This is a genomic window from Natrinema sp. H-ect4 (assembly GCF_041894845.1).
Classification (GTDB): Archaea; Halobacteriota; Halobacteria; order Halobacteriales; family Natrialbaceae; genus Natrinema.
Genome location: NZ_JBHDYC010000006.1, coordinates 181,586 through 195,139, shown reverse-complemented (window position 1 = coordinate 195,139; position 13,554 = coordinate 181,586). Strand labels below are relative to the sequence as shown.

The 13,554-nt window shown below is 65.6% G+C and carries 12 protein-coding genes; 5 read left to right on the top strand and 7 right to left on the bottom strand.

Annotated elements, in window-relative coordinates; all coding sequences use genetic code 11:
* Nucleotides 1-271: 271 nt before the first annotated feature.
* Together ACEWFR_RS10140 and ACEWFR_RS10135 are read left to right on the top strand one after the other, a co-directional pair.
* The gene (locus tag ACEWFR_RS10140; RefSeq protein ID WP_374060912.1) at nucleotides 272-1,099 is read left to right on the top strand and encodes a hypothetical protein; all 828 of its coding nucleotides are present in this window, start codon (nucleotides 272-274) and stop codon (nucleotides 1,097-1,099) included.
* An 87-nt stretch (nucleotides 1,100-1,186) separates the two neighbouring features.
* On the top strand, nucleotides 1,187-1,846 hold the full coding sequence (locus ACEWFR_RS10135) for a metalloregulator ArsR/SmtB family transcription factor (protein ID WP_098724336.1): 660 nt from the start codon (nucleotides 1,187-1,189) through the stop codon (nucleotides 1,844-1,846).
* A 1-nt stretch (nucleotide 1,847) separates the two neighbouring features.
* Here ACEWFR_RS10135 and ACEWFR_RS10130 read toward each other — a convergent pair whose 3' ends face one another.
* Complete coding sequence (locus tag ACEWFR_RS10130) at nucleotides 1,848-2,483, bottom strand: DUF456 domain-containing protein (RefSeq protein ID WP_374060911.1); 636 nt, start codon at nucleotides 2,481-2,483, stop codon at nucleotides 1,848-1,850.
* Nucleotides 2,484-2,587: 104 nt separating this feature from the next.
* Between ACEWFR_RS10130 and ACEWFR_RS10125 the strand changes: the two genes are divergently transcribed.
* Complete coding sequence (locus ACEWFR_RS10125) at nucleotides 2,588-2,797, top strand: hypothetical protein (RefSeq protein ID WP_374060910.1); 210 nt, start codon at nucleotides 2,588-2,590, stop codon at nucleotides 2,795-2,797.
* Nucleotides 2,798-2,883: 86 nt separating this feature from the next.
* Here ACEWFR_RS10125 and ppsA read toward each other — a convergent pair whose 3' ends face one another.
* The 4 genes from ppsA to thiC all read right to left on the bottom strand — a co-directional run bounded on the left by ppsA (nucleotide 2,884) and on the right by thiC (nucleotide 9,440).
* Entirely contained in the window at nucleotides 2,884-5,223 is a 2,340-nt protein-coding gene (gene ppsA / locus ACEWFR_RS10120; protein WP_374060909.1) for a phosphoenolpyruvate synthase, read from the bottom strand.
* Nucleotides 5,224-5,588: 365 nt separating this feature from the next.
* A complete protein-coding gene (locus ACEWFR_RS10115; RefSeq protein ID WP_374060908.1) occupies nucleotides 5,589-6,488 on the bottom strand; it encodes a PhzF family phenazine biosynthesis protein in 900 nt (299 codons plus the stop codon).
* A 61-nt stretch (nucleotides 6,489-6,549) separates the two neighbouring features.
* A complete protein-coding gene (locus ACEWFR_RS10110; RefSeq protein ID WP_374060907.1) occupies nucleotides 6,550-7,890 on the bottom strand; it encodes an alpha/beta fold hydrolase in 1,341 nt (446 codons plus the stop codon).
* A gap of 104 nt (nucleotides 7,891-7,994) precedes the next feature.
* Nucleotides 7,995-9,440, bottom strand: a complete 1,446-nt coding sequence (gene thiC, locus ACEWFR_RS10105; RefSeq protein WP_374060906.1) for a phosphomethylpyrimidine synthase ThiC — start codon at nucleotides 9,438-9,440, stop codon at nucleotides 7,995-7,997.
* A 171-nt stretch (nucleotides 9,441-9,611) separates the two neighbouring features.
* On the opposite strand from thiC, the gene ACEWFR_RS10100 reads away from it, so the two are divergent.
* Nucleotides 9,612-10,307 carry a phosphoribosyltransferase gene (locus ACEWFR_RS10100; RefSeq protein ID WP_374060905.1) on the top strand — a complete coding sequence of 232 codons (696 nt, stop codon included), beginning with the start codon at nucleotides 9,612-9,614 and terminating at the stop codon, nucleotides 10,305-10,307.
* An 81-nt stretch (nucleotides 10,308-10,388) separates the two neighbouring features.
* Here ACEWFR_RS10100 and ACEWFR_RS10095 read toward each other — a convergent pair whose 3' ends face one another.
* Nucleotides 10,389-11,843, bottom strand: coding sequence for an MATE family efflux transporter (locus ACEWFR_RS10095; RefSeq protein WP_374060904.1), 1,455 nt, complete (start codon nucleotides 11,841-11,843; stop codon nucleotides 10,389-10,391).
* A 147-nt stretch (nucleotides 11,844-11,990) separates the two neighbouring features.
* Between ACEWFR_RS10095 and mtnP the strand changes: the two genes are divergently transcribed.
* Entirely contained in the window at nucleotides 11,991-12,851 is an 861-nt protein-coding gene (gene mtnP / locus ACEWFR_RS10090; protein WP_374060903.1) for an S-methyl-5'-thioadenosine phosphorylase, read from the top strand.
* Nucleotides 12,852-12,853: 2 nt separating this feature from the next.
* On the opposite strand, the gene ACEWFR_RS10085 is transcribed toward mtnP, so the two are convergent.
* Nucleotides 12,854-13,495, bottom strand: a complete 642-nt coding sequence (locus ACEWFR_RS10085) for a hypothetical protein (protein ID WP_374060902.1) — start codon at nucleotides 13,493-13,495, stop codon at nucleotides 12,854-12,856.
* Between the last annotated feature and the right edge of the window lie 59 nt (nucleotides 13,496-13,554).

The following is a 13,554-nucleotide window of genomic DNA, read 5'->3' as shown; positions in this document are numbered from 1 at the left end:
GACGCCTCGCCGGACGCAGTAGCGGCCAATCGTGATGCACCTCCGACCGGAGTAGCAAGTGATTGATGCCTCGCTCTCCGAGTGAAACGATTTGAACCATCCGCAAAACTCCAGTGAAACGGGGCCCGCAAACCGTCGGCTGATCGAGTCTGCTGACGGGTACTGCAGCCGTCTTGAACGCTCAAAACGGATCTCAGCGCTCGGTCGGTGCGATTAAACGATTCGAACGAAGCTCCGTCTTTTTAGTACATTCACGCGAAGAAGAAAGACGATGAGACGCACGCGATCGGTCGCTCTCCTGGTGACCCTCTCCGTCGTCGGTCTGACTGTCGCGCTGCTCGCGAGCGGTGCCGTCGCGAGCACGTTCGCGGCTGCCGACGCCGGCGGTGCCCAGTCCGACTCGACGAACGCGTCCGTCGGGACGGTAATGCAGGCGAGCGCAGCCGATACGGAAAACGGGGTCGAGTCGGGGATGTTCGATGCGGCCTACGAGCGCGCCGACAACGAAAGTCGGGCAGCAGTCGTCAGCGAGCGGACTGACGCCCTCGAGGCGAAAGTAACTGCACTCGAGAACGAACGCGAGACGCTCGAGTCTCAACGCGAGGAGCTCTCCACTGGGGCCTACCGATCGCAAATGGCCCGGCTGACGGTTCAGATCGCTAGCCTCGAGCGGACGATCGAACGAACGGAGTCCCGTGCCGACGAGGCCGGCATCGGCAGGGATCGGCTCGCGGAACTACGAGGGAACGCGACTGCGATCCGCCAGGCCGCTTCGGAGCACGCCGGACCGGATGTCGCGGCGGTCGCCCGGGGAGTGGCCGGCGACGGACCCCCTGATGACGCAGGGCCACCGGCCGATCGCGGCGGCCCCGGTAACGACGAGTCGCCGGAACCCGGTGAGACGGCGACAGGAAACGGTTCGGGCGCGTCGAACGGTTCGGATGCGGGAACCGATCCCAACGGTCGCTCGTCGGGAAACGGCGCTGATGAGCGCTCGCCCGGCGCGCCGTCGACCGACCCTGACGAACCGGACGGCGAATCGAACGATGGGTCCGATACCAACTCAGGGACGCCCAGCGGGGCCGACACCGACGGCTGATCCACTTTACCCGGGCTCAAACCACGTCGATCCGTCGCGTATTGCGAGCAGACACGCTTTTCAGCGCCGATCACTAACGCTGTCTCGATGGATTCCGCCGCGCTGTTGGATTTACTCGGGAACGAAAACCGGAGGCGAATTCTCCAGTTACTCGCCCGGAAGCCGTGTTATGTTACTGAAATTTCTGAATACCTCGGCGTGAGTCCCAAGGCGGTCATCGAGCACCTGCGAAAACTCGAGGAGGCAGGGCTGATCGAGAGCCGCGTCGACGACCAGCGGCGGAAGTACTTCCACATCGCCCGGAACGTCCGACTCGAGGTGAACGTCTCGCCGTACGGTTTCGCGAGCAAGAGCGCCTATCCGGCCAACAGTAGTTTCGATATCACGACCTGTCGACACCTCTCTCTTGATATCTCGTGGGACGAAACCGAGAATCTCGACGAGTTACTCGCCGTGTTAGAAGATCTAGAACGGCTCGAAAACGAGCTGTCGCTGGCCCAGCGATGGGTGCAGGGACGGCTCTACGACGTGCTCGAGAACATCTCCGAGACCGTCGGTGCCGGCCCGGAGAGTCGAATCTACGCCGACCTGCTCGCCAGCGTCCGCTCGGAACCGAAATCGGTCGGCGAACTCAGCGAAGATATCGACGCTCCCCGCGAAGTCGTCGCTGACTTACTCGAGGTGATGGCCGACAACGGGGTCGTTCGCCGGACGGAACGCGGCTGGGAACTGACGACGAACGGCTAACTCAGTCGACATCCTGCGAGAGCCCGTCGCGGAGGTCGCGACCGAAGTAGTAGCCCACGACGGACGCGAGGAGTCCGACGGTCGCGCCGACAGCGATGAGTGGCTGTCCGGAGCCGACGGCGATGAGGACGGTGTTGCTGATGACCGCCGCGACGCCGCCGACCGAGATGCCGGCCGCGCTCATCTCGAGATAGCGCCGCTTCGACGCGAGGAGCCCGATTATGAAGGCGACGGCGAACATGCCGATCATGCGGCCGGCAAACGGCAGGACGGTCGCCCCGGCCAGGACGCCGGCGCTGAGCACGCCGACGAGCGCGACGTACTCCTTCGGCGAGAAGTATCGCCCGAGCGAGAGTCGCGACGTGATCGGTGAGAGCCACGATCGCGACGAGTCGGTGTCGGACCCGGAGTCGGCTGTCCCGTCGCCTTCGAGGCCGGCGTCTTGCGCGGGATCGAACCCCGTGAGAGGATCCACGTCGGTGTCGCCGCCCGCTGTGCTCCCCGCGGTCTCGGACGGCCCGTCGTCGACGGTGGGGCCCGACTCCGAGAGCAGGCGATCCGTCTCCTCGAGGAGGTCGTCGGTCGCGGGGGCGTCCGGCTCCCGACTTTCGGTCACCTCGTCCGAACGGTCGCTCATACTCGAATCCAGGCCGGCCTCCATCATGGACCTTTCCCCGTCCGGACGCAGACTATTCCCTGCCCGGCCGCAGGCTATACGAGGGCGGCACCCCCATCGAGCCTATGACCTGGGCTGTGACAGCTACGTTCGGCCTCTGTTCCATCGGGGCCGGCGCGTTCATCTACGTGCTCGTGGCGAACCTCGAGCCCCAGCCCGAGTATCCAGCGCTCATGACGGACCTGCTTCGACTCCTGGGTCTCGCGATCGCGGTTGCGGCACTCGGGATCGGGCTGGTCTTTCTCGTCGCCGCCGGCTCTGCATACACGTGGTGACAGTATATGCACATGTGGCGACAGCATGCGTACACGTGGCGACAGCGCCGAACGCTGCTCGCCCGAAAAATCAGTGAAACCGACCGTTAGCGAACCGAGTCGAGCAGGAGCTTCTGTTCGACCCGCTTGACCTCGTGTTGGACGTCGCGGACGGCGTCGATGTTCGCCGAGATCGAACTGATCCCTTCGTTGACGAGGAATCGGGCCATCTCGGGTTTAGAGCCGGCCTGTCCGCAGATGCTCGTATCGACATCGTGTTCGCGACACGTTTCGATGACGTTACTGATGAGTCGCAGGATGGCGGGGTGGAGTTCGTCGAAGCGGTCGGCGACGTGCTCGTTGTTGCGGTCGACCGCGAGCGTGTACTGGGTCAGGTCGTTGGTCCCGAAGGAGGCGAAATCGATGCCCGCTTCGGCCATTCCCTCGACGGACAGCGCAGCGGCGGGCGTCTCGATCATGGCACCCCAACGGCGCCTCTGGGGATCGATTCCCGCCTCCTTCATCAGCTCCTTGGTCTGGTAGATGTCCTCGGCGTCGTTGACCAGCGGGAGCATGATCTCGACGTTGTCGTAGCCCAGCTCGTAGAGGCGACGGAACGCCTCGAGTTCGTGGGCGAAGACGTCCGGCCGGTCGAGCGAGCGGCGGATGCCCCGGTACCCGAGCATCGGATTGTGCTCGTCGGGCTCGTCCTCGCCGCCCTCGAGTTGGCGGAACTCGTCCGTCGGCGCGTCGAGCGTGCGGACGCGGACGGGCCGCGGATAGAACTCGTCTGCGACGCCGCGAATTCCCTCGACGAGCTCCGTAATGTAGGCGTCCTCGCCGTTCTCCGCGATGAATTTCGCGGGCGTCTGGTTCAGCGAGAGGATCATGTGCTCCATACGGAGCAGGCCGACGCCGTCGGCACCCGTCGCGGCCGCTCGTTCGGCGGCTTCCGGGATGGAGACGTTGACCTTGACCTCCGTCGCGGTCATCGGTTTGACCGGCGACTGCGGGCGAACCTCCTCGACCGGTTCGGTCTCCTCATCGGGTTCGACTTCGGATCCCTCGAGCACCGCGCCCTTGTCACCGTCGAGCGTGACGACCTGGCCGTCCTCGAGGGTGGTCGTGGCGTTGGTCGTCCCGACAATGGCGGGGACGCCCAGTTCGCGCGAGACGATGGCGGCGTGGCTGGTCATGCCGCCCTCATCGGTGATGATGCCCGAGGCCCGCTTCATCGCGGGCACCATGTCGGGCATCGTCATCTCGGTGACGATGATGTCGCCCTCGCTGACCTTGTCGAGGTCGTCGAGCTTGATGACGATCCGCGCGGGACCGCTGACCGTCCCCGGACTCGAGCCGAGCCCGTCGACGAGCACGTCGCCGGTGCCACTCGAGTCGGTCCCGTCAGTACTGCCGCCCTCGGCGGCTTGCACGCTCCCGCTGCCGTCGGTCAGTCCCTTCGCGGCGTCGACGCTCCCGGTCGGATCCGCGACGTCGCTTCCGTCCTCGTCGATCGTCGTGATCGGCCGCGACTGGAGCATGTAGACGTCACCGTCGACGATCGCCCACTCGACGTCCTGGGGTTCGCCGTAGTGGTCCTCGACGCGCTCGCCGAGGTCCATGAGCGCGTCGATCTCGTTGTCGGAGACGACTCGCTGGGTCCGCTTGTCCTCGGGCACTTCGCGCTCGATGGTCTGGCCGGTCGCCTCGTCTTTCTCGTGCATCACCTTCTTCTCGGCGATGGTGACGTCCATGGACCGGTCATCGCGATCGATGACGTAGTTATCCGGCGAGACGGCACCGGAGACGACGGCCTCGCCCAGCCCCCACGCGGCCTCGATGATCATCGTCGCGTCGCCCGTCGAGGGGTGGCTCGTAAACATCACGCCCGACTTCTCGGCGTCGACCATCTGCTGGACGACGACCGCGATGTTCACTGCGGAGTGATCGAACCCCTGTTCTTGCCGGTAGTAGATCGCTCGCTGGGTGAACAGCGAGGCCCAACACTCCCGGACGCGGTCCAGCAGGGCTTCCTCGGTCACGTTGAGGAACGTCTCCTGTTGGCCCGCGAATGAGGCGTCCGGCAGGTCCTCGGCCGTCGCCGACGACCGAACGGCGACGAACGCCTCACCGTTGCCGACCTCGTGGTAGCTCTCGAGGATCTCCGTCTGCAACTCGTCGGGGAACGGCGTCTCGAGGATGAGTTCCTGTGCGCGGTCGGCCGCGTCGGCCAGCGCGGCCGAGTCGTCGACGTCGACGTCGACGGCCGCGAACAGCTCCTCGTCGATTTCGGCCTCTTCGATAAACGATCGATAGGTCCCAGCGGTGACGACGAATCCCGGTGGAACGGGCAGCCCCGCGCCCGTGAGCTCGCCCAGGGAGGCACCTTTACCGCCGACCGTCTCGAGGTCGCCGGCACTGATCTCGTCCAGCCAGAGTACAGCCATCTCTAGTGAGGTGGTCACTGGAACGAATAAAGAAGGTTGCGAACGGCCGCTATCAATTCTAACTCGAACCTGAATGAGATTTTCCCGTTTCTATCGTCAGACGGGCCGTTCCGATCGGGGTCGGCTGCTCGCGAACCGCTTGATTTTGCGAGATGGCGACCTCGTACATCGAGATTCAACCGTTACACTCCGGTACCGTCGACTGACCTGTTTCTTGTGGCGAATATGCGGTCTCGGAGACGGTCACCGCTGTCAGTCTCTCCGTCTCTCTGTTTCCCTGTCTGTCTGTGAAATCCGTTCCCGCAGCTACTCCGCTCCCGAGCGAGTATGGACTGGTGATCCATCGCACGATCTCGAGGCCGATATCAGGCCTCGAGAATCTCGTCCTCGGCGTCTTCGGGGACGACGATCGAGCCGTCGAGGACGGTGACGCCCCGGCCGCCGACCCGTACCGCGTCGTCGAGCCGAACGCGAACCAGACCCGGCCGGTCGACGTAGTGGCCCTGCTCGAGCCGGAGTTCATCGGGCAGGTCGTCGTCGAACGCCCCGAAGCGATCGAGGTACGCACAGACGGCCCCGCTGGCGGTGCCGGTGACCGGATCTTCCGGGACGCCGGCTCCCGGCGCGAACATGCGACCGTGGAGCGTCGACTCGGGCTCGAGCGCGTCGAACGAAAAGAGGTAGACGCCCGCGGCGTCGACCGCGTCGGTGAGGTCCTCGATCGCGGCCATGTCGGGCTCTGCATTCCCGACGTCCGAGAGGTACGTGATCGGCGCGATCAGGAACGGGAGGCCGGTCGAGGACACCGCGAGCGGAATGTCGGCGCTCGCGCCCTCGAGCGCGGCCGCATCGACGCCTAGCGCGTTCGCGACGCGGTCGTAGCCCACGTCGACTTCGCGGATCGACGGCTCGTCCTGCGTCATCCAAACCGTGCCGTCCGCCGCGACCTCGATGTCGAGGACGCCGACGTTCGTCTCGAGCGTCGTCGATCCGGGCTCGAGGTCTTCGTCGTGAAGGTGAGCGAAGCTCCCGATCGTCGCGTGACCACAGAGATCGACCTCCTGGGTTGGCGTAAAGTACCGCACACGACGGTCGGCGTCCACGCTCGAGCGGAGGAACGCCGTCTCGCTGACGGCCATTTCGGCGGCGATCGCTTGCATCTGGTCGTCCGAGAGCCCGTCCGCGTTCGGAACGACGCCCGCCGGGTTCCCGGTGAGCGGTTCGTCGGTGAAGGCGTCGACCTGCAAGACTCGAATCGTCTCCATACGACGTGCGTGGTGCGACCGGCGTATGAATCCTCGGTCCCGCCGTCGGCGGACGGCCCACTCACAGCTCGCCGATCCACGAGACGATGTCGTCGACGACCTCCTCAGCGACGTTGTTTCGAACGGCGTACGCGAACGCCAGCGACTCCCCTTCGCCCGGCATGAACAGGTGGTTGAGTCCCTCGTACGTCTTGAACGTCGTCGCCGACTTCCCGTCGAGTTCGCGCTCCCACCGCTCGAGGTCATCGGTCACGGTCACCTGAAAGTCGCGCTCGCCCTGCAGGAACCGGAACGGAACGTCGACCTCGGCCGCAGTCTGGACGTGGTCGTACGCCGTGATGCTGTCCCAGAAGGCCCCTGGTTTCCCGAGCAGCCGTTCGTCGGGCTCGTACTCGCCCTCTCGGACCCGGTCGCTCTCGTCGACCCAGGTCTCGTACGTGGCGCGCAGATCTTCCCACTCGTGGCTTCCAGCCGTCGCCTTGTGCTCGAGTTGCTCGAGGGTCAGTTCGCGATACGGCCGCGCCGGCGCGGCCAGCCCGACGACGCCGGCGAGATCACCGTCTCGAGCGGCGATCCTTGGAGCGGCTCGGCCGCCGAGTCCGTGCCCGACGACGACGATCCGGTCCGGGTCGACGCCGTCGACGGCCCGGAGCCGCTCGATCGCGACCGCGGCGTCGTCGACTGTGACGCGATCGAGCGTGTACTCGTCGAGCGCGACCTCGCAGGCAGTATCGCGTTTGTCGTATCTGAGAGACGCAACGCCCCGCGTGGCGAGCCCCTCGGCGAGGTCCGCGAACGTCCTCGTGGCGCCTCGAGGAGTGTCCGCGGTCATCGGACCGTCGTCGTGAACGAGGACGACGCCGGGAACTCCGTCGCCGTCCGCGGGCGTCGCGACGGTCCCCGACAGCGAGCAGTCCGGAACCGAGAGCGAGACGTCCCGCTCGCCGAACGCGTTCGAATCGACGTACGCCGGTCGTTCGTACTCGTCGGCGATGCCACAGTTGCGGATCCGCGATTCGGTATCGACGATGACGCCGCAGTCGTGGTCGCCGCGGTCGAACGCCAGCGTCACGGTGACCACCTTGCCCCGGTTGCTCGCAGTCACGCTCGTCTCAACGACTTCCTCGAACGCGCCGCCGACCGTTTCGAAGGCCAGCCAGACTCGTTCGAGTCGACCGGGATCGCCGTACCGGTCCCGTCCGTTCTCCACGAATCGTTCACTGGCCCGTTCGAACCGCCCGTTCGCGAGGTCGTCGACGAACGCCGTCGCTACCTCGTCGGCGGACGTTGAGCCGTTGGTTTCGTCGTCAGCGCCGGTCCCGAGCAGATTGGTACAGCCGGCTGCCGCCGTCGCTGTCGCCGTCGATACCGCTGCCAGAACGGTCCGTCGTCGAGGTGCCATCGATACCGACTCGACCACGGTCTGTCAGATAAAGACGAGGTCGATTCTCTGTGACTGTGTTTGCGTTTGATATACGAAGGGGCCGCCGTGCGTGTGGCGCTCGATCAATCGTCGCTCGCTTCCTCGAGTGGATCGCCGTGCTCGTGGTCGGCCATCGGCGGCAGGTCGCCCGACTCGTGCGTTCCGACCGGTGGTCGGTTCACGTCCGCGGCGGGCGAGGACTCGAGGTCCGTCCGTTCCTCGCCCTCGATCGCTTCCATCTCGCCAACATCGCGCGTATCCTGATCGATCCGCATCGAGCAGAACTCCGCGCCGCACATCGAGCAAAAGCGGGCTTCCTTGTAGTTGTCCTCGGGCAGCGTCTGATCGTGGAACGACCGGGCGCGGTCGGGATCGAGCGCGAGGTCGAACTGCTCGCGCCACTCGAACTCGTAGCGGGCCTCCGAGAGGGCGTCGTCCCAGTCGCGAGCACCGGGCCGTTCGTTGCCGACATCGCCGGCGTGGGCGGCGATCCGGTAAGCCGCGAGACCGTCGCGGACGTCTTCCTCCTCGGGAAGGCCGAGGTGTTCCTTCGGGGTGACGTAACACAACATCGCGGCACCGGCCTGGGCAGCCATCGCGGCTCCGATGGCACTGGTGATGTGGTCGTAGCCCGGCGCGATATCAGTGACGAGCGGCCCGAGCACATAGAATGGCGCGCCGTCGCAGACGTCCTGCTGGCGCTCGACGTTCTCTGCAACTCTGTGCATCGGAACGTGGCCCGGCCCTTCGACCATCACCTGGACGCCGCGGTCCCAGCCAGTGCGAGTGAGTTCGCCTAGCGTATCGAGTTCGGCGTACTGGGCTTCGTCGCAGGCGTCGGCCAGACAGCCGGGGCGCAGGCTGTCCCCGAGGCTGAAGGTAACGTCGTGCTCGGCGAAGATCTCGCAGAGTTCCGGGAATATCTGGTACAGCGGGTTCTGCTCGCCGTTCTCTTCCATCCACTTGGCCATGATCGAGCCGCCCCGCGAGACGATTCCCGTCTTCCGGCCGTCGGTCAGCGGCAGGTGCTCTGCGAGAATTCCCGCGTGGATCGTCATGTAGTCGACGCCCTGCTCGGCCTGCTTTGTGATGATCTCGAGCAGCAGTTCTTTCGTCACATCTTCGGGGCTCCCGGCCTGCTTGACCGCTTCGTACAGCGGCACCGTCCCGATCGGGACCGGCGAGTGCTCGACGTGGGCTTCTCGGATCTCGTCGAGATCGCTCCCGGTACCCAGATCCATCACCGTGTCCGCGCCGTAGTGGACCGCGGTGTGGAGCTTTTCGAGTTCCGTCTCGAGGTCGCTGGTCGTCTCGCTGTTGCCGATGTTGGCGTTGACTTTCGTCGCGAACTCGCGGCCGATGATCATCGCGTCGAGCGCGTCGTGGTTGACGTTCGCCGGAACGACGGCCTGCCCCTCGGCGACCTGCTCGCGGACGAACGCCGGATCGCGGTTCTCTCGTTCGGCGACGCGTTCCATCTCGGGCGTCACCGTCCCCTCGCGGGCGGCCTGAATTTGTGTCTGCGGCATCGATAACTAGGTTGTACTACTCGATTATAAATTGCCGGATGCCGGTCCCCCACTATAGTAGCCACTGAAACGATTCACACTGATCGGACAGCTGTCGTTCGATCAGGCGTGCGAATCGTTTCAGCCGACTTAAGGGGGCCGCGCTCGAGAGACCGGGTAGGTGGCCATCAGATGTCCGACCTACCGGACGACTTCGACTGTACGATAACCAACTGGGAGTATATTTACGGCCTGTGTCGGGATGTCGCCGACGACGTGCGCGACGACGCGTTCGAGCCGGACGTCGTCGTCGCGCTGGCCCGGGGCGGCTGGTTCGCGGGGCGGTGTCTCTGTGACTTCCTCGGACTGAACGACCTGACGAGCCTGAAGATGGAACACTACGTCGGCGCCGCCGAGAAATCCGGCGAGCCGACCGTCCGCTATCCGATGCCCGAGGGGAGCGTCGAAGGGAAGGACGTCCTCATCATCGACGACATCGCCGACACCGGCGGCTCAATCGAGCGCGCATACGAGTACGTCGACGACCGCGACGCTGGCGAGGTCCGCACCGCGACCCTCCAGTTGCTCGGCACCAGCGAGTTCCAGCCCGACTACGTCGGCGAACGCCTCGAGGAGTGGACCTGGGTCGTCTACCCGTGGAACTTCATCGAGGATATGGTGGACCTGATCACCAGTGCGATGGAAAAGGCCGACCAGGAGCGCTTCACGAACGACGAGATCCGTCACTTCCTCACCGAACACCACGGTATCGAGCGCATCGAGATGGAGATCGCCCAGCCCGACCGGCTGTCGGAAGTCCTGAGCGAGATGGAACGCCGCGAGGTGCTCGAGTCGGTTGAGACGGGCGAGTGGACGCTCGTCGAGTAACGCGTCTCGCTGCCCGTTTTCGGGTCCGTCCGTCAGTCGCGACGCGGATCGGTGATCGGTCGAGCCGATCCGGAGCCGCCGTCACTCCGAAGTCGACTCGGTGTCGGCGGCTCTCGTCGCTCCGTCCGTTGCGCCTTCGTTCTGTCCGCTCTCGTCGACCAGCGCGCCTTTCCACGTGCCGCGCGAAAACCACGCGACGGCGGCGATCGCACCGACGATATCGCCGATTACGACGCCCGTCCAGATACCGGTCGGTCCCCAGTCGGCGACGAAGACCAGATAAGCGGTAACGGGGACGCGCACGATCCAGAGCCCGAGCACCGCGAACGCGAGCGCCGTCTTCGTGTTGCCGGCCCCGCGGAACGCGCCCTGGACGACCTGCAAGACGCCCATGAAGGCGAAGCCGACCGCGGCGAAGCGGAGATAGGTCACGCCGTAGTCGATCGTCGCCGCTTTCCCCGCCGCGTCGGCGGTGACGAACACCGAAACGAACGGTTCCGGAAAGAGGAACGCGAATATACTGGCCGTGACCATGACCGCGCCGATCACGCTCGCGGCGATCCGGACCGCCCTCGCCGCCCGATCGGGGTTCCCCGCCCCCAGGTTCTGGCCGACGATCGAATCCGTCGCTTGCCCCAATCCCAGCGCCGGCAGGAAGGCCAGCGAGATCAGTCGATTGCCCAGGCCGTAGGCCGCGACGACCGCCGGCGGGAAGGTCACGACGATCGCCGTCATCGCGACGAGGGCCAGCGCCGTCATCGACTGCTCGAGCGCCGTCGGGACCCCCAACCGGGTGATCTTCGCGACGTACTCCCGTCGCGGCCGGAGATGGCTGGGCTGGATATCCGGACCTACGTCGGTGTAGTACAGCAAGTAGAAGCCGATCGCCGTCGCGAGCCCCCGAGAGATGAGGGTCGCGACGGCGGCCCCCTCGACCTCGAGGCGGGGGAACGGACCGACGCCGAAGATGAACAGCGGATCGAGCGCGAGATTGAGGACGACGCTGACGAGCATCACGCGCATCGGCGCTCGAGTGGTGCCGTAGCCGCGCATGAGCGCGACGAAGACGAAAAAGCCAAAGAGAAAGGGAAGCCCGAGGAAGAAGATCCGGAGGTAGCCGGCCGCGAGCGGGATGATCTCGGCCTGCGTCGCGGCGTCGGCGGGCAGGGCGGCGAGGAGCGGCCCCGTGGCGAAAAAGCCCAGCGTACTCAGTCCGACAGCGACCAGCGAGACGAACGACAGCGTCTGGCCGGCGATCAGTCCGGCGTCGCCGCTTTTCGCGCCGGTGTGCTGGGCGATCAGGATCGCGCCGGCCGTCGTGAAGCCGCCGCCGATCGCGATCAGCAAGAAGAGGATCGGAAACGCGAGGCTCACGGCCCCCACCGCGTCGGGCGAGAGCGCCCCCAGCCAGAAGGTGTCGCCCACGTTGTAGGCGACCTGTAACAGCTGAATGACCACGAGCGGCCACGCGAGCCGGATCATCGGTCGAACGAGAGGGCCGTCCGTGAGCGTTCCATCGTCCGATTCCGCAACCATAGCGAAACATGACGGCGGCGCTACTTGGGTTCTCGTGAGCCGTGGTAGCGACAGCCATCAGTTTCGACTACCGGCACGGATCACCGCTTCGCGACGAGCCCGGGAGGAACCAGTCCGTTTACGGTTCTGCTCGGCCCATCTCTCGCCATGACGATCGGCGTAATCGGCGGCAGCGGCATCTACGACGCACTGCCACTCGAGAACACCCGCAAAGAGGTGATTTCGACACCGTACGGCGAGCCGAGCGAGAAAATCACTCTCGGCGAACTTGCCGGGCGAGACGTCGCCTTCCTTCCGCGCCACGGTGAGGATCACCAGCATCCGCCGACCGACGCGGCCTACCGGGCGAATATCTACGCGCTGAAGTCGGTCGGCGTCGACCGGATCATTGCCACAAACGCGGTCGGGAGCCTGCGCGAGGACCTGCCGCCGCGAACGCTGGTTATTCCCGACCAGATCTTCGACCGGACCAAACACCGCACGCCCACCTTCTTCGGCGACGGCATGGTCGTCCACATGGGCTTTGCCGATCCGTACTGTCCCGAACTGGTCTCCCACCTCGCGGAATCGGCACGGGAAGCGACCGACGGCGGAACGAAAACCCAGGAAGACGGCACGTACGTCTGCATCGAAGGCCCGCAGTACTCTACCCGGGCCGAGAGCGAGTTCTACCGCGACCAGGGCTGGGACATCATCGGCATGACCGCCATCCCGGAGGCCAAACTCGCCCGCGAGGCCGAACTGAGCTACGCCACCGTCGCCGGCGTCACCGATTACGACGTCTGGAAGCAAGACAGCGAGGTCACCCTCGAGGAAGTCCTCGAGAACGCCGCGGCCAATCAGGACGCGATCAACGCGGTCGTCGAACGCGCCATCCGAACGATGCCCGAGGACTTCGAGAGCGAGGCCTGGAGTGCCCTCGAGGGGACGATCAACACGCCACAGGAGGCGATCCCCGAGGAGACGCTCGAGCGCGTCGATCTGCTGGCCGGCGACTACCTCGAGTGAGTCTACTCGAACGCGCGTCTGAGCTCCAGCGCGGTCGTCTCGTCGGTTCGGTCGATGCGCCGGGCCCGCTCGAGTCGCGGCGGTTCGCCGTCCGACCGCATCCCGTCGCCTGACGGCGATTCCGTTGCCCGTTCTCGTTCTCCATCTCGACTTTGGTCCGGTTCCCGCGCCGTCGATTGGGTCGGCGACGGATCCGGTACCGCGGTTCGCTCGGCCGTGGGAGGCGAGTCGATGGCGTCCCCGAGCGCGACGCAGTCGTCACAAAAGTCGTTGCTCCCCCACTCGAGGGTGTGAAGTGGCACGCCGAGGACGACGATCTGTCGGGCATAGCGGCGGTGCGTCCCGGATTCGGCCAGCACGCCACAGCGGACGCACTGTCGCCGACCGGTTTCGAACGGCTCCTCCTCGAACCGGTGCTCGATCCCGAAGGTGTGGGCCGGATACAGCGGGAGGCGGCTCACGAGGAGGAGGCCGACGAGGACCACCAGAAAACTCACGGCCGAGATCCACATCGCGACCGTCGGCTCGAACCGGAACAGCGGCCCGACCATGGCCACCGCGAGGAGGGCGATTGGCAGCAGCTTCCGGACCAGCGCGAACGTCTCGACACGAGTGCGAAAGAGGGCATCGTCCGGCCTCGTCATCGACTCGAGGTTTCGCCGGTGCGGGCTAAACGCTTGTGGGCGCTCGAGTCATTCCCAAG

Excerpts from the sequence above, each read along its gene's own strand:
- ACEWFR_RS10140 (WP_374060912.1), top strand. The coding sequence starts at position 272 with ATGAGACGCACGCGATCGGTCGCTCTCCTGGTGACCCTCTCCGTCGTC.
- ACEWFR_RS10110 (WP_374060907.1), bottom strand. The coding sequence starts at position 7,890 with ATGGCACCTCGACGACGGACCGTTCTGGCAGCGGTATCGACGGCGACA.
- ACEWFR_RS10095 (WP_374060904.1), bottom strand. The coding sequence starts at position 11,843 with ATGGTTGCGGAATCGGACGATGGAACGCTCACGGACGGCCCTCTCGTT.
- ACEWFR_RS10115 (WP_374060908.1), bottom strand. The coding sequence starts at position 6,488 with ATGGAGACGATTCGAGTCTTGCAGGTCGACGCCTTCACCGACGAACCG.
- thiC (WP_374060906.1), bottom strand. The coding sequence starts at position 9,440 with ATGCCGCAGACACAAATTCAGGCCGCCCGCGAGGGGACGGTGACGCCC.
- ACEWFR_RS10100 (WP_374060905.1), top strand. The coding sequence starts at position 9,612 with ATGTCCGACCTACCGGACGACTTCGACTGTACGATAACCAACTGGGAG.
- ACEWFR_RS10130 (WP_374060911.1), bottom strand. The coding sequence starts at position 2,483 with ATGAGCGACCGTTCGGACGAGGTGACCGAAAGTCGGGAGCCGGACGCC.
- ACEWFR_RS10085 (WP_374060902.1), bottom strand. The coding sequence starts at position 13,495 with ATGACGAGGCCGGACGATGCCCTCTTTCGCACTCGTGTCGAGACGTTC.
- mtnP (WP_374060903.1), top strand. The coding sequence starts at position 11,991 with ATGACGATCGGCGTAATCGGCGGCAGCGGCATCTACGACGCACTGCCA.
- ACEWFR_RS10125 (WP_374060910.1), top strand. The coding sequence starts at position 2,588 with ATGACCTGGGCTGTGACAGCTACGTTCGGCCTCTGTTCCATCGGGGCC.
- ppsA (WP_374060909.1), bottom strand. The coding sequence starts at position 5,223 with ATGGCTGTACTCTGGCTGGACGAGATCAGTGCCGGCGACCTCGAGACG.
- ACEWFR_RS10135 (WP_098724336.1), top strand. The coding sequence starts at position 1,187 with ATGGATTCCGCCGCGCTGTTGGATTTACTCGGGAACGAAAACCGGAGG.